The organism is Muricoccus nepalensis, from assembly GCF_006438825.1.
Taxonomy (GTDB): domain Bacteria; phylum Pseudomonadota; class Alphaproteobacteria; order Acetobacterales; family Acetobacteraceae; genus Roseomonas; species Roseomonas nepalensis.
In genome coordinates this window covers 450,335-467,232 of sequence record NZ_RCZP01000001.1, presented here as the reverse complement: position 1 = coordinate 467,232, position 16,898 = coordinate 450,335, and the positions used below count along the sequence as shown (strand labels likewise).

14 protein-coding genes are annotated in these 16,898 nt (G+C 76.0%); 6 read left to right on the top strand and 8 right to left on the bottom strand.

Features of this window, described 5'->3' with window-relative positions; all coding sequences use genetic code 11:
• Positions 1–12 precede the first annotated feature (12 nt).
• Genes EAH89_RS02035 through EAH89_RS02025 form a run of 3 tightly spaced genes read left to right on the top strand, consistent with a single transcriptional unit; the run spans position 13 to position 2,117 of the window.
• Positions 13–288, top strand: a complete 276-nt coding sequence (locus EAH89_RS02035; RefSeq protein ID WP_140881078.1) for a flagellar biosynthetic protein FliQ — start codon at positions 13–15, stop codon at positions 286–288.
• Positions 285–1,061, top strand: coding sequence for a flagellar biosynthetic protein FliR (locus tag EAH89_RS02030; RefSeq protein ID WP_140881077.1), 777 nt, complete (start codon positions 285–287; stop codon positions 1,059–1,061). Before EAH89_RS02035 ends, EAH89_RS02030 begins: the two co-directional genes overlap by 4 nt.
• Before the next feature lie 3 nt (positions 1,062–1,064).
• On the top strand, positions 1,065–2,117 hold the full coding sequence (locus EAH89_RS02025) for an EscU/YscU/HrcU family type III secretion system export apparatus switch protein (protein WP_140881076.1): 1,053 nt from the start codon (positions 1,065–1,067) through the stop codon (positions 2,115–2,117).
• A gap of 379 nt (positions 2,118–2,496) precedes the next feature.
• Here the strand turns inward: EAH89_RS02025 and EAH89_RS02020 are convergent, their stop codons facing one another.
• From EAH89_RS02020 to EAH89_RS01995, 6 genes are read right to left on the bottom strand one after another with little or no spacing between them, the layout of a single operon-like run.
• Positions 2,497–3,363: an amidohydrolase family protein gene (locus EAH89_RS02020; protein WP_206667424.1), complete on the bottom strand. Its 867-nt coding sequence runs from the start codon at positions 3,361–3,363 to the stop codon at positions 2,497–2,499.
• Positions 3,364–3,369: 6 nt separating this feature from the next.
• Entirely contained in the window at positions 3,370–4,536 is a 1,167-nt protein-coding gene (locus EAH89_RS02015; protein ID WP_140881075.1) for a hypothetical protein, read from the bottom strand.
• Between the two features lie 41 nt (positions 4,537–4,577).
• Positions 4,578–5,912: a hypothetical protein gene (locus EAH89_RS02010; RefSeq protein WP_140881074.1), complete on the bottom strand. Its 1,335-nt coding sequence runs from the start codon at positions 5,910–5,912 to the stop codon at positions 4,578–4,580.
• A complete protein-coding gene (locus EAH89_RS02005; RefSeq protein ID WP_140881073.1) occupies positions 5,902–6,543 on the bottom strand; it encodes a hypothetical protein in 642 nt (213 codons plus the stop codon). Before EAH89_RS02005 ends, EAH89_RS02010 begins: the two co-directional genes overlap by 11 nt.
• A 4-nt stretch (positions 6,544–6,547) precedes the next feature.
• The gene (locus EAH89_RS02000; RefSeq protein WP_206667423.1) at positions 6,548–7,870 is read right to left on the bottom strand and encodes a hypothetical protein; all 1,323 of its coding nucleotides are present in this window, start codon (positions 7,868–7,870) and stop codon (positions 6,548–6,550) included.
• Between the two features lie 51 nt (positions 7,871–7,921).
• Positions 7,922–8,821, bottom strand: coding sequence for a hypothetical protein (locus EAH89_RS01995; protein WP_140881072.1), 900 nt, complete (start codon positions 8,819–8,821; stop codon positions 7,922–7,924).
• Between the two features lie 284 nt (positions 8,822–9,105).
• Here EAH89_RS01995 and EAH89_RS01990 point away from each other — a divergent pair, with 284 nt between their 5' ends.
• Together EAH89_RS01990 and EAH89_RS01985 are read left to right on the top strand one after the other, a co-directional pair.
• Complete coding sequence (locus EAH89_RS01990; protein ID WP_140881071.1) at positions 9,106–9,627, top strand: helix-turn-helix transcriptional regulator; 522 nt, start codon at positions 9,106–9,108, stop codon at positions 9,625–9,627.
• Positions 9,628–9,949: 322 nt separating this feature from the next.
• On the top strand, positions 9,950–10,417 hold the full coding sequence (locus tag EAH89_RS01985; RefSeq protein WP_140881070.1) for a hypothetical protein: 468 nt from the start codon (positions 9,950–9,952) through the stop codon (positions 10,415–10,417).
• A 52-nt stretch (positions 10,418–10,469) separates the two neighbouring features.
• On the opposite strand, the gene EAH89_RS01980 is transcribed toward EAH89_RS01985, so the two are convergent.
• Positions 10,470–12,428 (bottom strand): alpha/beta hydrolase domain-containing protein, encoded by a 1,959-nt coding sequence (locus tag EAH89_RS01980; protein WP_140881069.1) that lies wholly within the window; start codon positions 12,426–12,428, stop codon positions 10,470–10,472.
• 83 nt (positions 12,429–12,511) lie between these two features.
• Entirely contained in the window at positions 12,512–14,878 is a 2,367-nt protein-coding gene (locus EAH89_RS01975) for a transketolase (protein WP_140881068.1), read from the bottom strand.
• Positions 14,879–15,077: 199 nt separating this feature from the next.
• Here EAH89_RS01975 and EAH89_RS01970 point away from each other — a divergent pair, with 199 nt between their 5' ends.
• On the top strand, positions 15,078–16,709 hold the full coding sequence (locus EAH89_RS01970) for an ATP-binding protein (protein WP_140881067.1): 1,632 nt from the start codon (positions 15,078–15,080) through the stop codon (positions 16,707–16,709).
• Positions 16,710–16,898 lie beyond the last annotated feature (189 nt).

The following is a 16,898-nucleotide window of genomic DNA, read 5'->3' as shown; positions in this document are numbered from 1 at the left end:
CAGGAGGGCCGGATGGAAGTCGAACTCGTCGCGCAGTCCATGCGCGACGCGCTGTGGATCTGCCTGCAGATGGGCGCGCCGCTGCTGATTGCGCTGCTCGTCGTGGGCCTCGCCGTCTCGGTCGTCCAGGCCCTGACCCAGATCCAGGAGGCCTCGCTCGCCTTCCTGCCTAAGCTCGCCGTCGCCGGCGGCGGCATGCTCCTCCTCGGCCCCTTCATGGTGGAGGTCCTGCGCGCCTGGACCGTCACCCTCTTCGACCGGATGGTCGCGCTCGGCGGCATGCCGTGAGCGAGGCTGCCTTCCTCGAGGCCCTGCCGGCGCTCGCCTTCCAGGCCGTGCTTCTCCTGTCGCGCCTCGGCGCCGCCGCGATGATCCTTCCGGGTCTGGGGGAGGGGGACGTCCCCGCCTCGGTGCGCCTCGCCGTCGCCCTCGCCCTCGTGCCCCTGCTGCTCCCGGTCCTCGCGCCCGGCCTCCCCGCCGCCCCCGATTCCGCCGCCGAGACCGTCCGCCTGCTCTCGCTGGAGGTCGCGACGGGCCTCTGGATCGGCGGCCTCGCGCGGCTGGTGGCGCTCGCCCTCTCCGTCGCCCTCCAGATGGGCGCCACCCTGCTCGGGCTCGCGGCCATCCTCGTGCCGGACCCGGCGCTGGGCGGCGGCGCCTCGGCACTCGGCCGCCTCGGCACGCTCGCCGCCGCGGTGCTGGTCCTCTCCAGCGGCCTGCACGCGCTGCCGCTGCGCGCGCTCGCCGATTCCTACGCGCTCCTCCCCCCCGGCTCCCCCTGGCCCGCCGCCGAGGCCGCGGGCGAGATCGCGGAAGCCGGGGCGGCCATGCTCTCCCTCGCCCTCCGCCTCGCCGGCCCCTTCGTCCTCGCGGCCGTCACGATCAACCTCGCCATGGCCCTCGTCGCGCGCGTGGCGCCCGCCGTGCAGGTCTTCTTCGTCGCGGCGCCCGGGCAGATCCTCGCCGGGCTGGCCCTGCTCGCCCTCGTCGGCCCCGCCCTCCTCGCCAGCTTCCACGAGGCGCTGCAGGCCGGCTGGTCCAACCTCCCGGGCCTCCGGTAGCCCATGGCCGAGGAAGAGGGCGATGCCGAGGACCGCCAGGAGGCCGCCAGTTCCCGGCGCCTCGAGAAGGCGCGCGAGGAAGGCCAGGTCCCCAACTCGCACGAGGCCTCCGGCTTCGCTGCCCTCCTTTTCGCCGTCCTCGCCGCCTGCATGGCGCTGCCCTCCATGGGGCGGGACCTCCTCCGCGCCCTCCGCGGCATCCTGGAACGCGGCCACGAGCTGACCGCCCGCCAGGCGCTCGACGTGCTCGCCCCCTCGGCCCTCGTCCTCCTGCCGGTCCTCGCCGCCGCCGCCCTGGGCGCGGTCGCGACGACCCTCCTCCAGACCCGCGGCCTGGTCTCCGCCAAGGGCCTCGCCCCGCAGCTCTCGCGCCTCTCGCCGCTCGCCGGCCTCAAGCGCCTCCTCGGCGCCGAGCAGTTGCTCCAGTTCCTCAAGACCGTGCTCAAGATGGCCCTCGTCGGCGCCGCCATCTGGCACGCGGGCGCCGCGCCCGAACTGCTGGAGGCGGTGATCCACCAGCCTGCCTCGGCCCTGCTCGGCATCGTCTCGGACCAGGGGCTCCGCCTCGTCGCGGCCACCCTCGCCGCCTTCGGGCTGCTCGCCGGGGCGGACGTCTTCCTCGCCCATTTCCGCCACCACCGCCGCCTGCGGATGAGCCGCCAGGACATGAAGGAGGAGGCGAAGGACAGCGAGGGCGACCCGCACGTCAAGGCGAAGCAGAAGGCCATTCGGCAGCAGCGCTCGCGCCAGCGCATGCTCGCCGCCGTCCCGCGCGCGGCCGTCGTCATCACGAACCCGACCCACTACGCCGTCGCCCTCGGCTACGAGGAAGGCTCCTCCGCCGCCCCCACCATCCTCGCCAAGGGCGCCGACGAGGTGGCCGCCCGCATCCGCGAGAAGGCGCGCGAGGCCGGCGTCCCCCTCGTCTCCAACCCGCCGCTCGCCCGCGCCCTCTTCAAGCTCCCCGTCGAGACCGAGATCCCGGCCGAGCACTACCAGGCCGTCGCCGAGATCATCGCCTTCGTCTGGCGCGCCCGCAGCCGCCCACCCGCCTGAGCTTGCGCGTTGATCGCCCTGTGCAAGCGGAAACGGCCCTGACGGCCTTCGCCAACGGGAGCCGGAATGGATCGGTTTCCCGCCGCATGCCGTCCCGCACCGCGTCTCGGGGCGGCGAGAAAGGGCAGCACCCCCCAAGCATGATCCACGACCGCCGCACCGGTCGCACGACGCGAACAAGAAAGCGAAGCGCCCGCCCGGCACCCCTCAGACCCGGGACGCCCCGCCCGTCACGCCGGCCCCCCCGATGCACCACCGGCCCGACCACCGCGCGCAACGCTCGCGCCACACCCGCCAAGGCAGGGAAGCGCGCCTTGCACCCCCGCCACCCCCACCCCGCAAAACCCGCGCGCGCTCACCCCCCCTCATCGCCCACCCCTCACGCCAACGCCTCGCCATAGGAAGAGCCCGGCGGAACCCTCCGACCCGCTCCCCCGCGGTGCCGCGCCAGCAGGCGCCGGATGGTGCCGCCCAGCACCTGCGCCTCCGCGGCCGGCGGCAGACCCAGCAGCTTCACCTTGTGCAGCTCGAGCCCGGGGTGCAGCCAGGGCCCGTCGGACCCGAAGATCACCTTGCCCGGCCCCGCGCGCCGGATCGCCTGCACCACGTAGTCGAAGCGCCGCACACCCGAGGTGTCGGCGTAGACGTTCGGGTGCCGCGCGATCTGGTCCACCACCCGCTGCTGCGCGCGCCAGTCGTCCACGAAGCTGCCGAGATGCGGCACGATGAAGTCCACGTCCGGGTACTGCGGGGCGATCATGTCCATCACCTCCGCCCGCCCGACGACGTCGAACAGCACGGGGATGCGGAAGGCGCGCGCCGCCTCGCAGGCCTCGCGCGTCAGCATCGCCTCGTAGCCGTGCACCTTGATGCCGCGGAAGCCGTGCTCGCGCACCGCCTCGGCCACCATGTCGCCGATTCGCCCCTTGTCGCGCCGGCAGTGCACGAAGGCGAAGCCGATCAGCCGCGGCGCGTGGCGGCGGACGATGCCGGCGAGCCGCGCGTTGGCCACGCGGTAGTCGCTGTCGAAGGCCGGGAACACCACCGTGCGCGCGATCCCCGCCGCCCGCGCGCGCCGCAGGTAGTCCTCCAGCGGCGCGTCGGTGTTCCAGGGATCGGTCAGGCCGTCCGCCGGGCCGGCGTGGCAGTGCGCGTCGACCACCCCGCCCGCGCCCATGCCTGCCCCCGGCCCCGCGCCCGGCCCGGACCAGGAGCCCGGCCCGCGCGGCGCCCCGTCCAGCGGCACGGCGCGCTACCCCGCCAGCAGGGCGCGCGGGCCGCGCGGGCCGCCCGTGCCGCGCACCGCGTCCGGCACCGCGACGGCGACCCCCACCGTCTGCGCGCTCGCCAGCCACTCCTCCGCGGCCTCGGCGATGTCCTGCGCCAGCGCCTCAAACTGCGCGCGCGTCGCGGTCAGGATGAAGGGCTGGGACAGCCAGCGCAGGATGTCCCGCCCCGCCACCGCCATGCGGCTCCGCGGCGAGACGTTGATCGCCTCCTTGTGGTAGCGACGCATCACGTCCTCCACCACGTCCCAGGCATTCTCGGCGCCGAACAGGGCGCGCACGTCCTCGGCCTGGAGGATCTCGAAGGCCTCCTCCAGCAGCTGCAAGGTCTCCACGCGCAGCACGCTCAGATGCCCGTAGGAGAAGTTCTTGACGTTGTAGCGCAGGTCCAGCCCCGCGCGACGGACGGTGGCGATGCTCCCGAAGCTCGGGTCGTTGGCGCGGTCGCGCACGACCTCGGAGATGCGCTTGTCGCGGAAGAACCGCGCGACCTCGGCGACGAAGGCGTTGAACAGCCCGTGGAACTCCGTGTTCGGGCTCGCCCAGCGGGCGGGGGGCACGGTCGCGCCCGGCGCCATCCCGTGCACCGGCGCGCGGTAGCCGAAGGCGCGCAGATAGGCCTGCAGCCGCTCCTGCTGGGTGTAGCGCAGCACCTGCTTGCGGTCGAACTGGTACAGCCGGTAGGCGCCCGGCCCGTCCGAGAGCCGCACCACGCCGCCCTTGAACAGCTCCTGCAGCGTCATCACCGCGCGGAAGGTGCCCGCCATCTCCCCGGCCTGGTGGACGTAGTAGAAGTCCGCCATGGCGCTGCCGCGCTCGGCCGTCATCTGCTCGTCATAGGGCTTCACGGAGGGCGTGACCCGCGCCTGGCCGAGGTCGGTCCCGGCGTCCGGCCCGATGCCGATCAGCCCGGCCAGCCCGTTGTCGGGCGGCGCCGCCGCGTCCGCCTCCGCCTCCAGCGCGCCGAGCATGGAGTTGACCATGCCGTTCAGCACATCCGCGAGCTGCGGGTTCGCCACCAGCACGGAGGCGTTCTCGTCGATCAGCTTCTGGCGGAAGGCCGCGATCTGCCGTTGGGAGAGCTGGTACTTCCTCTCCGTCAGGAACTGCTGCTTGCCGTTCTGTAGGGGCATGGCCCTGGTCTCCGGGGCTTCTGTTGCAGGGACCGCCCGGCTCAGGGCGTCGTGCCGCCGGCGGGCGGCTCGGAGGAGGAGGAGGCGACCCGCGGGTCAGGATGGCCGTTGCCCGCGCCGGGCGGCGGCCGCCCACCCGCCTTGCCGCGGGCCGGCACGACCGGCCGGGCCGAGGCAGCCGCCCGGGCCGCCGCGCCTCCCGGCGGCGGCGCGCCGTGCCGCTGGCCCGGCGCCGCCCGCCCCGTGCCCGCGCCGCTCCCCTTGTCCTCGATCCCCTGCGCCAGCTCCGCGACGGCCGCCACGTGCTCGCCCAGCTCCTGCAGGGCCGCCGCGATCCGCCCGCCGCCGGGCAGGCCGGCCACCCGGCGCCGCAGCGCGTCCAGCGTCTCGGCCAGCCTCTCCGCCTCCGCCCGCACCAGCCCGATGCTGATCCGGCGCCCCTCGGCCATGGCCTGGGTCCAGCCCGCGGCGGCGGATTCACACCAGCGCAGCAGCAGCTCGGCGTTCATCGTCTTGCTGCTGTTCAACGTGATCAGCAGCCGGTCCGCCTCGTCGATCCGCAGCGCGTCGAACTCCGTCCGCGCCTGCGCGACGGAAGGGGCGATGGCGCGCACGGTCCAGGTGAGCCGCGCGAAGAGCGTACCGACGCCGCCCAGCACGTTGTCCACGTAGCGGTGGCGCAGGTCCTGGGTGAGCTGGTCCGTCTGGGACTGCAGCATCCGCATCGTCTCCCCCACGCCCTCCTTCTCCAGCAGCGCCAGGTCCAGCCGGTCGGGGTCGAAGGCCTCGGAGAGCCCCAGCGCCCGCTCCAGCGCCCCGCGAAGCTTGCCCAGGTGCGCGGCGCCGAGCTCGATGCGGTCGGGCGCCCCGCCGCCCTCGCGGCCGTACTCCTCCACCACCATGTCCAAGGTGCGCCGGTACGCGGCCACCAGGCTCTCGATCGCCTCCTCGTCCGGGTCGGTCACCACCGGCTCCAGCCGGTCCAGCAGGGCGTTGATGCCCTGGCGGAGGTCCTGCGCCTGCTGCACGAAGACGGCCTGGGCGCCCGCCACCAGCGCCCCCGCCGGCCCCTCCACCGGCTGCGCGCCGAGCGGGCGGTAGCCGATCGCGCTCTCCCCCCGCTCCGTCGTCTCCGGGAACACCTCGGCCAGCCGCGCCAGCGCGCGCCGCGGATCGCCGCCCGCCGAGAGGCCCAGCACCCGCGCCATACTCTGCTGCGCCAGCCGCGCGAGGTCGAGCGAGCCACCCGCCGCCAGCAGCCCGCCCGTGCCGGCTGGCGTGGAGGCGATGTAGGCCATGGTCTCGAGCGCGGCGGCGGAGCGCTCGTCCCACCCGAGGGGGGCCGGCGCCGGCGCGCCGCTGGTGTTACTCGACATGGGGCTGCCCTCCTGATGATGATCCCGGCGCCGGCGAAGCGGGCGCCCCCGTATCCCGCCCGGACGGACCGCGCCCGGGTGGCCGTGTTCCCGGCGGGCCCCGCCCCGCCGCCCGGGGCCGCCGCGCGCCCCGCGGCTCGGCCGCGGCCGCGAGGGCGAGCTCCGCCCATTCCTCCCAGGCCCCCGCGAGGCGGTCCTCCAGCCGCGCGAGCGGCTCGCGGCAGCGCCCCAGCGCCTCGGCCACGCTGCGCGCCCAGGGACCCCAGTCCCGCCCCTCCTCGCTGCCCGCCAGCGCCTGCAGCGCGGCGTGCGCCTCGGGCGAGGCCAGGCCGTGCAGGCGCCGCGACAGGCCCCGCACGCCCCGCTGCAGCGCGACCAGCGCCGCCGCGGTCCCGCCGAGGTCGAGCGCCGCGCCCAGCCCCGCCGCCGCCTCCCCGCGAAGCGCCGCCGCCTCGGCCTCCTCCGCCAGGGCGAGCATCTCCGTCGCCCCGTCCTCGTAGCGCCCCGCCAGCACGTGCTCCCCGCCCTGGGGCCGCGCGTGCAGCACCGCCCAGTGCAGGCGCTCCCCCGCGCAGGCGCGGAGCTCCTCCAGCGCCTGCAGCACGGCCTCGAAGGCGCCCGCGAGCGTCATCGGCCTATCTCCGGACCAGCGCGCGGTAGAAGTTGCCCGCGATGGTGCCGGGCGCCGCCCAGCGCCGGTCGAGCGCATGCCGCGCGGCGCCGACAAGGAAGACCGCGGGCACGATGCCGGGGTCGCGGCTCTCCGCCAGGCGCCGCGCCGCCTCCTCCACCAGCCCCTGGTCGCGCGCCTCGAAGCGCACGGAGCCCGCGAGGCTCCGCCCGCCGAGCTGCGGGAAGGGCTGGAAGGCGATCGCGTCCACCGCCGCCTCGCAGGCCCGGGGAAAGCTCTCCAGCAGCGCGCGCGGGATCGCGCCGGGCGGCGGCGGCGGGTAGAGCCGCTCCCAGGCCTGCCGGAACCCGCGCGCGCGCTCCTCGAAGCCCATCCGGCGCAGGAGCTCGATGTTGATGGGGATGCGCAGCCAGGGCGTCGGGTGCACGCCGGCGGGGTCGAAGCGCTGCGTGCTGCGGGCCGAGCGCGCGGTGACGTCCATCAGCGAGGCCACGATCTCCGGCCCCCCCAGCAGCACCGCGACGAGGTCCGCCCAGGTCTCCTGGTGCCAGCGCGCCCAGACCCGCGCGACGGCCGGGGAGATCCCCGCCTCGAGCAGCCGCCGCGCGATCGCCAGCGGCACGGCCTGCCACAGCCCGAGGTCGGACTGCAGGTTGTGCCCGCTCTCGTGCAGCACGGCGCCGAGCGTCCAGGGATTGACCAGCCGGTGGTGCGGAAGCTGGATCAGCGGGAAGGGATTGGGCCGCCGCCCCAGCTTCGCCATGGCGATGCCGCGCCGCCAGGTCGCCGGGCCAAGACCCGTCTCCATGTAGCAGAACGGCGCGGGGGAGGGGACGGGCTTCGCGCGCCCAATCCCCGTGTAGACGTACTGGTAGCAGTCCAGCGCGATGCGGTCGCAGGCGAGCAGCATGGGCCCGAAGCGCGACTGCCGCTGCCCGAACAGCGCGAGGTAGAACCCCCAGATGTCCTCGGCGCGCCGCACCCAGTTCAGCATCGCCTCGCGCGAGGCGAGCAGCCGGGCCAGCGCGGCGCGGTCCGGCGCCGGGGCGGCGGCCGCGCGCGCGATCTCGCGCGACATCGCGAGCACGTTGCGGCGGAGATCGCCGGTCAGGGCGTTGGCGGCCTCCAGGTGCCCGTCGCTCGGCGCCGCCGGCCCGCTGCCGAACTCGTCCCGCAGAAAGGGCCGCAGCGCCGCGGCGTGGCGCAGCGCGGTCGGGGACTGCAGGCGGATCCAGCGCGCGAGCTGGTCCGCCTCGCCCGCCCGCCCGTCCGCGCCGCCCGGCGGGACGGCCGCCTCTCGGTCGATGGTGGCGGCGAGGCTCGGCATGGCTCCTGCCCAGGGCAAGGCGTTGGGGGGCGCTACGTTGAGGAGGGGCGCTCAGTAGCCGCGCCGCATCGTCACGCGCGGGCGCCGGCCGCTGCGGACGAGGATGCTGATCGCGATGTCCGGCTTGCTGAACACGCGGTAGGTCTGCCCGGCCATGATCCGCACCGCGCGCTGCGGCGGCATCGGCTGGCCCATGCCGGCCCCGCGCGCCATCGCCTGCGCCGTGCGCGTCAGCACGTAGGGCAGCACGCGCACCAGAGGGCGCGTGGCCGGGTTGCGCCGCATCGCCCCCGCCAGCCGCCCCGCCGCCATCGCCAGCGCGGGCGTCGCGCGGCGGAGCGCCGGGGCGCCCGCGCGGGCGAGCCGCGTGGCCAGCGGCACCAGGCTTCCCGCCAGCGCCTCGGCCGCCACCCCGTTATGGGCCGCCGCGGCCTCGTGCGCGATCTGCTCCATCAGCGCCATCTCGCCGCCCGCGCCGCCGAAGCCCATCTCGCCCTCCGGCTGCGACCCGCCCTCGCCGAACTCCCCGAACTCGCCGAGGCCCGCCATCTCCTGGCCGAACTCGGCCTCGCCGCTCCACTCCGGGGCGCCGCCGAACTCGTGGGTCATCTCGCCCGACATCTCGCCGTACATCGTCTCCGGGCTGAGCTCGCCTTCCTGCTCCCCGAACTCCCCGAACTCGCCATAGGCCTCGCCGCTCGCGCCCGAGCCCAGCTCGTGCAGCGCGGCCTCGAGCTGCTCCTGCTGCTCGCGCGTGAGGGAGCGCACGAGGTTCCCCGCGAGCGGCCCGGCGACGGCGCCCACGCCGGGGATCGCGCCCACCACCAGGCGCGCCGCCATCGGCGCCAGCGTCTTGAAGGCGCGCCGCAGGAAGCGGCCGAATTCCGGATCCGGCCGCTCGTGCAGCGGGCTGAACTCGCCCTGAAGCTCGTACATGGTCCCCGTGCTCATCACCGCCTCCGCTGGGTTCGATCGGGGCATGAAAGCGTGCCGCGGCGGGCCGGCGCGAGACGCACGTGCCGGGGAACACGCCCGCGTCTCGCCCAAGGGTGCTTCGCACGGATGAGCGACTAGGAACCGCCGCGTGACACAACGCACAGTTGCCGGCTCGGAAACCCTGTCATTGTTTCTTGCGGCCCCGGCGCGGGGCCAGGATGGTCCGGACCGGAAAGCACCCGGGCGGGTGGCGGCCGCGGGGCAAGGCCCCGCCGGGGAAGAACGAAGGAGGGAAAGCCATGGCGCAACCGCAGGGCACCATCGCCCTCCCCGCCGCGGAGGCGCCGGCGCCCGACCGGCCGGCCCGCTCCATCCTCGACACGATCGTGGAAGCGCTGGACAGCCTCGCCCTCTCGCCCGCCCCGGCGGCCGAGGAGGACGGGCAGGAGACGCTGGTGAGCTTCGACCTCGACGGCTTCCGCTACGCGCTGACGCGGCGGCGCCTGGCGGACGACGTGCGCCTCAGCCCGCGCGAGGCGGAGATCATCCGCCTCGTGGCCAACGGCCTGCCCAACAAGTGCATCGGCGCGATGCTCGACATCAGCGCCTGGACGGTGGCGACCCACCTGCGCCGCATCTTCGCCAAGCTCGGCGTCAACTCCCGCGCGGCGATGATCGCCCGCGCCGGGGGCGCCGCGGCCCAGGCCAGCCGGCCCCCCCTGCTGGAGCCCGAGGCGCGCTGGGCCGGCGCCCCCTACGCGCCGGGCAAGCCGGGCCTGCGCGGGCTGGCCCAGGGCCAGGCGGGCCGCGCCCCGGCCTGACCGGCACGCCCCGCCCGGCCGCCCCGCCCAAACCGCCCCTTTCGCCAAAACCCCGCCCCCGGCACCACCGGGCGGCCAGCACCGTGGCCGCCACGCCGCCCCCGGGACCCCGCCGGACACCCGCCCCGGACACCCGCCCCGGACACCCGCTGCCGGGCCAATCCACCCGCGCCGGGCCGTCCCGCCGCCCCCGCCGGTTCACGACCGGCCCGCAACCCGCCAGGATGGGGCCGTCCGCCACCCGACCCCGGGCAAGGCCGCGGCGCCCGGGCCTCCGGCGCCAGCCCGCGCCGCCCCGGGGCCACCTCGCAGGAGCCCCGCCATGAACCTGCCTCCCACGGTCAGCGACGCGGAGATCGAGGCGGCCGCCACCCTGCTGGCGACGACGCCCGACCTCGGCCTCTCCCTGCCGCCCGCGGAGCTCCAGCGCATCGCCCGCATCGCCCTCGCCGGCGCCGCCCAGGTGCGCCAGCCCCGCCTCGTTCGGTCCGACGGCGCCGCGTTCGGGATCGGCACCGCCTTCTCCACGGGCCGCGCCCTCTGGCGCTGCACCGACATCGGCACCCGCAGCGTCGCGGCCGTGCGGATCGACCGCGTCGTCACGCCCCGCCCCCTCGGCGAGGCCCAGACCTGGGCCACCGACGAGAGCGCGGCCGACCCCCGCAAGCTCTCGCGCTGGCTGAACGGCCCGCCCTACCAGCTCGCCGAGTTCCTCTTCGACGAGGGCGACCTCGAGGCCGTCCGCATCGTCCCGCGCGAGAAGGTGGCGGTCTGGGACCCGACCCCCTGACCCCTGAACCCCGGCCCCTGACGCCCGGCGACCCCGGGCCGCCCCGCCCGCCTCAGCGGGGCGGGGCCGCCCCTTCCAGCCGCGCCCGCGCGACCAGCCGCGCCGCGTCCTCGAGCAGCAGCAGCCGCTCGGCCACCGCCTCCGCCGCCGCCCGCTCCACCGCCGCGGCATAGCCCGCCCCGTCCGCGTAGCGCTCGGCCAGCGACGGGCGCGGGTCCCCCGCCGCCAGCCGCGCCTCCCGCGTCGGCGCCAGCGGCACCCTCGCGCCCTGCAGCGGGTAGAGGGCGCCCGCCCCGAAGCCCGCCGCCCGCGGGTTCCACCCGGTGAGGCTCGCGCGCGGCACCGCGAGCGGCAGCGCCCGCACCCCCGCCACCGCCATCCCGTCCCCGTCCAGCCGCGGCACGAAGACGGGGTAGCGCCCGATCTCGCGCGGCGGCACCGCGGCGTGGTCGGAGAGGGCCGCGGCCGTGTGGATCCCGGCATAGGGCAGGCCGGGAATGACCGCCGGCATCGCCGCCGCCGCCGGCACCAGCGTGCCGTGGGCGCGCATCGGCACCCGGCTCGCGGGCGGCTCCCGCCCCTCCGCCAGCCAGGCCTCCATCGCGGCCAGCAGCGCGCGCATCGGCGGCCCCGCGTGCATGGGGTTCCGCGGCAGCGCCATCGCCTCGATCGCCGCGCCGCCTCCGTCCGCCTCCCCGGGCTCGGCGAAGTGCGGCGTCCCCGCCATCATGTAGGCGCGCACGTCCGGCGGCAGGTCGAGGTGGTTCCCCGCCGTGTCCGTCACGAGCAGCGAGGCGCGCGACGCCCACCACTCGTGCTCGCTGTCCGTCTGCATCACGCGCGGGCAGGTGCCGCTCAGCCGGCAGCGCCCCATCAGCCCGTCCCGCCGGCCAGAGAGCGGGTCCTCCAGCACCGCGTAGCTGAAGGGGAAGGCGTCGGCCGGCCAGGCCGGGTCCTGCGGGTGGCGCGGGTTGCGCCCGGGCTGGCCGAAGCGGAGGTTCGTCGCCATCCGCCGCGCGCCCGCCACATGCGGCATCATCCCGTCGAAGACGATCCGCCCCGCCGTGTCCTCGTTGAAGCCGAGGTGGAGGAAGTCGCGCAGGAAGCGCCCCGACTGCGACACGCCGAAGCCGATCGCGCGGTGCACCAGCGGCCGCCCCCCCGCCAGCAGCGGGTTCGCGTCCGTGGCGTCCCACCGCAGGAAGGCGACGACGTCGCGGACCGCGGCGAAGCCCATCCCCAGCACCACCGGGTCGCGCGCCACATAGGTCACCTCGTGCAGCGCCGCGGCGTCAAAACCCGCCTCCGCCCGCGAGATCTCGATCCGCCGCGCGTCCAGCGCGCGCACGGCCAGCCCCGGCGGCGTCGCGCGCGGGTCCGCCCAGGCCTGCCGCACCGTCACGGATAAAGTCGCGGGCTCGGCCAGCGGCCAGGCGAGCGTCGCCGTCGCGGGGTTCCGCCGGTGGTCGAAGACGAACTCCTCCCGCACGGTCCCCGTCACGCCCCGCAGCACCGGCGCCGCGAGGGCGAGCTGCCCCGGCGCCGAGGGGATGTCCGCCTGCCACCCCACCCAGGCCACCGTGGCGCCGCGCCCCGCCAGGAAGCCGATCCCCGCGTCCGCGGCGGCCGCCAGGTTGTTCGCGCCCGGCTGCGGCGCGTCGTCGAACAATTGCGGCGCGAGCTTGCGCCCGCGGTTCGGCACGTCGAGCAGCAGCGTGCCGCTCGCGCGCCGCGGGTCCTCCGGCCGCAGGATGACGACGTCCGCCACCGCCTCCACCCGCCCCGCCGCGTTGCGCGGCGCCGCCGCCAGATCCGCGATGACGGCGTTGCGCGGGTCCGCGGGGTCGAGGGCGATCGTCGCCCGCCCCGTCACCCGCCGGTAGCTCCCCGCCGCCCCGAAGGCGCGCCCCTCGAAGGCCGGCACGTCCTCCGTCACCTCGAACCGCGTCACCTGCGCCGCCGCCGGCGCCGAGAGGGCGAGCAGCCCCGCCAGCCAAGCCACCCGCCGCATGCCCGTTCCCCCCGCTTTCCCCTGACGCTAGGCCGGCGCCCGGCCCGGGGAAAGCGCCGGACGTGGGGCGCCGCGCACGCCTCTCACCAAGCCACGCGCAGGTGCCGGATCGGCCGCCCCGGCGCCACCGCCTGCGCCGCCGCCGCGATCCCCTGCGCGTCGATGCCGTAGTGCCGCCGCAGCTCGGCGATCGTCCCCGTCTGCCCGAAGCGCTCAACGCCGAGCGCCCGCGCGCGGTGCCCGTGCACGGAACCCAGCCAGGAGAGCGTCGCGGGATGCCCGTCCAGCACCGTCACCAGCCGGCAGTGCGGGGGCAGGGGGGCCAGCAACCGCTCGGCATGGCTTTCCGCCGCCTCCCCGCCCTCGCGGGCCCGCTGCGCCGCCGTCCAGCCCGCGTGCAGCCGGTCCGCCGAGGTGACCGCGAGCAGCCCGACGTCCCGCCGGTCCTCCGCCATCAGCCCCACCGCCTCGATCGCCTCCGGCGCCAGCGTGCCGGCATAGGCGATCACCACGGAGGGGTTCGGCCCGGGCTCGCGCATCCAGTAGCCGCCCGCCAGGATGTCCGCGGCCAGCGCCGGCGTCATCGCCCGCCGCGGCTGCTCGACGACGCGCGTGGAGAGGCGGAGATAGGCCGAGGCCCCCTCCGGCTCCTGCATCCGCGCGAGGGCGTGGCGCAGGATGACGGCCAGCTCGTCCACATAGGCCGGCTCGAAGCTGTCGAGCCCGTCCTGCGCCAGGCCGATCAGCGGGGTCCGGATCGACTGGTGCGCGCCGCCCTCGGGCGCGAGCGTGGTGCCGGACGGCGTCGCGACGACGATGAAGCGCGCCCCCTGGTAGCAGGCGTAGTTCATCGCATCGAGCGCGCGCTCGATGAAGGGATCGTAGAGCGTGCCCACCGGCAGCAGCCGCTCCCCGAAGGTGTCGTGCGCGAGGCCGAGCGCGGACAGCATGGTAAAGAGGTTCATCTCGGCGATGCCGAGCTCCATGTGCTGGCCCGACGGCGAGAAGGTCCAGTTGAAGGTCGACGGGATCCGCTCCTTGCGGAACAGGTCCGCCATCTCCTCCTTCGCGAAGAGCCCCCGCCGGTTCACCCAGGCCCCGAGGTTGGTCGAGACCGTGACGTCGGGCGAGGCCGTGACGATCCGCGCGGCCAGCGCCGTCTCCCCCTTGGCGATCTCGTGCATCAGCAGCCCGAAGCCCGCCTGCGTCGACATCGAGGCCGCGATCGGCACCGCCAGCGCCGCGGGCACCGGGACCGCGGGCGCCGCCGGCAGCGCCTCCCTCCGGGCGAAGGGCACGTCCGCCAGGAACCTCTCCAGTCGCGCGGGCGGCGCGTCCAGCCCCTCGAAGCGGTCCCACTCGTGCCCCTCGCGCACGCGCATCCCGCGCCGGAAGCGCTCCATCTGCTCGGGGTTCATCAGCCCCGCGTGGTTGTCCTTGTGCCCCGCCAGCGGCAGGCCCGATCCCTTGATGGTGTAGGCGATGAAGCAGGTCGGCCGGTCGTGCCCGCGCGCCGCCTCGAAGGCGTCGAGCAGCATCGGCAGGTCGTGCCCGGCAAGGTTGCCCATCAGCGCCGCCAGCTCCTCGTCCGAGCGCCGGCCGATCAGCGCCGAGACCTCCCCCTGGTCGCCGAGGTCGTCCAGCAGCCGCCGCCGCCAGGCCGCGCCCCCCTGGAAGGTCAGCGCGGAGTAGAGGGGATTGGGGCAGGCCTCGATCCAGTCCCGCAGCCGCTCCCCGCCCGGCTCCGCGAAGGCGGCCCGCTGCAGGGTGCCGTGCCGCAGCACCACCACGTCCCAGCCGAAGTTGCGGAAGGTCGCCTCCAGGCGCGACCACAGCCCCTCCCGCACCACGGCGTCGAGGCTCTGCCGGTTGTAGTCCACCACCCACCAGGTGTTGCGCAGCCCGTGCTTCCAGCCCTCCATCAGGGCCTCGAAGATGTTCCCCTCGTCCATCTCCGCGTCGCCGAGAAGCGCCACCATGCGCCCCTCCGGCCCGTCCCCGCCCCAGCCCCGCGCCCGCAGGTAGTCCTGAGTGAGGGAGGAGAAGAGCGTCTGCGCGACGCCGAGCCCGACCGAGCCCGTCGAGAAGTCCACCCCGTCCGTGTCCTTCGTGCGCGACGGGTAGGACTGCGCCCCCCCGAAGCCCCGGAAGTTCTCTAGCTTCTCCCGCGTCTGCCGGCCGAGCAGGTACTGGATCGCGTGGAAGACCGGCGAGGCGTGCGGCTTCACCGCCACCCGGTCCTCCGGCCGCAGCACCGCAAGGTAGAGGGCCGTCAGGATCGTCGCCATCGAGGCGGAGGAGGCCTGGTGCCCCCCCACCTTCAGCCCGTCGCCCGTCTCCCGCAGGTGGTTGGCGTTGTGGATCATCCAGGTCGCCAGCCAGAGAACCTTCCGCTCCAGCTCCCCCAGCAGGTCGAGGTCGGGGCGGGGCGCCGTGGGCGTGTCGTGCATGAGGGAACTCCGGGGGGCCGTGACCCGGCCAAAGGTTGGCCGCCGCCGGACCAAAGTCGAGGCCCGCGCCGAAGCCTTGGCCGAACCCGCCGCAGCGGCCCGGCCCACGGCGCACACCCGGCGCACACCCCGGCAAAATCGCTCCGCCCCCGCATCGTCCCCCGTGGACACAACCCCCGCGTGCGGTAAGCATGCGCCCATGGTGGACAGCATCCGGCGCGCGCTCGGACTCTCTCGGTCGGTGCGGGCGCCGGAATCCGGCCTCCTCGCGATCCTCGACGCGCTCCCCCAGGGCGCCGCCCTCCTGGACGAGGCCGACGCGCTCCTCCACGCCAACCCGGCGCTCCGCCGCCTCCTCGGCCCCGCCGTGCCGCTCCGCCCGGGAACCCCCGTCGCCAGCCTCGTCGGCACCGACCACCGCGCCGCCCTCCTCGCCTGGCTCGACGCCCCCGGCGCCCCCGCCCTCGAGGCCGAGCTCGCCCGCCCCGAGGGCCAGGCGCCCACCCTCGCCGCCCTCCGCCTCGCCCCCCTGCCAAACGGCCCCCGCCTCCTCCTCGTCGAGGACCTCTCCGAGCGCGCGCGCCGCCGCGAGGAGGCCGCCGCCGGCGAGCGCCTGCGCGCCGTCGGCCAGCTCGCGGGCGGCATCGCGCACGACATCAACAACCTTCTCTCGATCATCGTCTCCGCGGTCGACCAGGCGCGCGTCGCCGCGCCCGGGGCGGCCGCCGACCTCCAGCCCGCCCTCGACGCCGCCGGCCGCGGCGCCGCCCTCGTCCGCCGCCTCCTCGCCTTCGCCCGCCGCCAGCAGCTCGAGCCCCGCGTCGTGAACCTCGACGACACCGTCACCGCCATGACGCCGATGCTCCGCAGCCTCCTCGGCACCCGCGTCGCCCTCGAGCTTCGCCCCAACGCCCTCGGCCGCCGCGTCCGCGTCGACCCCGTCCAGCTCGACCAGGTCCTCCTCAACCTCGCCACCAACGCCCGCGACGCCATGGCCGCCCTGCCGGAAGGCGAGGCCCGCCTCACCATCGCGACTGACACCGCCGTCGCGCTGCGCGAGGAACCGGGCATCCCCGACCCCCTCCCGCCCGGCCGCTGGGTGGTGCTGGAGGTGACGGACACCGGCCCCGGCATGCCGCCCGAGGTCCTCCAGCGCATCGTCGAGCCCTTCTTCACCACCCGCGCCGCCCAGGGCGGCACCGGACTCGGCCTCGCCACCGTCCACGGCATCGTCCGCCAGTCCGGCGGCGCCCTGCAGATCGAGAGCCGCCCGGGCCGCACCCGCTTCCGCATCGCCCTTCCGCGCCACGAGGCCGAGCCGGCGGCGCCCGCCGCGACCGCCGCCCCCCCGCCCGGCCCCGAGCCCGCCAACTTCAACCGCGCCGCCCCGCCCACGCCCCGCACCAGGAGCCTCCGCATCCTCCTCGTGGACGACGAGGCCCCCCTCCGCCGCCTCTCCGCCGTCGCCCTCGAGCGCGCGGGGCACCAGGTCACCCAGGCCGAGGACGGCGACACCGCCCTCGAGCTCGTGGACGACGGCCTCGAGCCCGATGCCCTCGTCACCGACATCACCATGCCCGGCATGGACGGCCTCGCCCTCGCCCGCGCCCTCCGCGCCCGCCGCCCCGGCCTGCCCGTCGTCCTCGTCAGCGGCTACGCCGAGGCCTCGCTCCGCGACGAGCTCGCCGCCCCCGACACGGGCCCGGCCCCGGGCGGGGAAGGCGCAGCGGGGCAGGGCAGGGGCCTCCCCCCCCTCCACCCCCGCCCCACCTTCCTCCCCAAGCCCTACCGCCCCGCCGAGCTCGTCGAAACCGTCGCGGGCCTCCCCTGAACCACGCCGTTCCCCTTGATTCCGGAACCCTGAACATAATATGAACATCACGGACCGGGGCGGCGTTTGGCGCTTGTGCGCAACCGCCCCGGCCGTTTAACAAGCGCGTGAGGCGGTGGTGTAACAACCCATCCACTCATCCGCCGGTGGCACGCAAACACCGCGTCCACCGAACGCAAGGGGCACTTC

What these genes read in the sequence shown, in the direction of transcription:
- EAH89_RS02035 (WP_140881078.1), top strand. Translation starts at nt 13, where the DNA reads ATGGAAGTCGAACTCGTCGCGCAGTCCATGCGCGACGCGCTGTGGATC.
- EAH89_RS02025 (WP_140881076.1), top strand. Translation starts at nt 1,065, where the DNA reads ATGGCCGAGGAAGAGGGCGATGCCGAGGACCGCCAGGAGGCCGCCAGT.
- EAH89_RS02015 (WP_140881075.1), bottom strand. Translation starts at nt 4,536, where the DNA reads ATGCCCCTACAGAACGGCAAGCAGCAGTTCCTGACGGAGAGGAAGTAC.
- EAH89_RS02010 (WP_140881074.1), bottom strand. Translation starts at nt 5,912, where the DNA reads ATGTCGAGTAACACCAGCGGCGCGCCGGCGCCGGCCCCCCTCGGGTGG.
- EAH89_RS02005 (WP_140881073.1), bottom strand. Translation starts at nt 6,543, where the DNA reads ATGACGCTCGCGGGCGCCTTCGAGGCCGTGCTGCAGGCGCTGGAGGAG.
- EAH89_RS02000 (WP_206667423.1), bottom strand. Translation starts at nt 7,870, where the DNA reads ATGCCGAGCCTCGCCGCCACCATCGACCGAGAGGCGGCCGTCCCGCCG.
- EAH89_RS01995 (WP_140881072.1), bottom strand. Translation starts at nt 8,821, where the DNA reads ATGAGCACGGGGACCATGTACGAGCTTCAGGGCGAGTTCAGCCCGCTG.
- EAH89_RS01990 (WP_140881071.1), top strand. Translation starts at nt 9,106, where the DNA reads ATGGCGCAACCGCAGGGCACCATCGCCCTCCCCGCCGCGGAGGCGCCG.
- EAH89_RS01985 (WP_140881070.1), top strand. Translation starts at nt 9,950, where the DNA reads ATGAACCTGCCTCCCACGGTCAGCGACGCGGAGATCGAGGCGGCCGCC.
- EAH89_RS01980 (WP_140881069.1), bottom strand. Translation starts at nt 12,428, where the DNA reads ATGCGGCGGGTGGCTTGGCTGGCGGGGCTGCTCGCCCTCTCGGCGCCG.
- EAH89_RS01975 (WP_140881068.1), bottom strand. Translation starts at nt 14,878, where the DNA reads ATGCACGACACGCCCACGGCGCCCCGCCCCGACCTCGACCTGCTGGGG.
- EAH89_RS01970 (WP_140881067.1), top strand. Translation starts at nt 15,078, where the DNA reads ATGGTGGACAGCATCCGGCGCGCGCTCGGACTCTCTCGGTCGGTGCGG.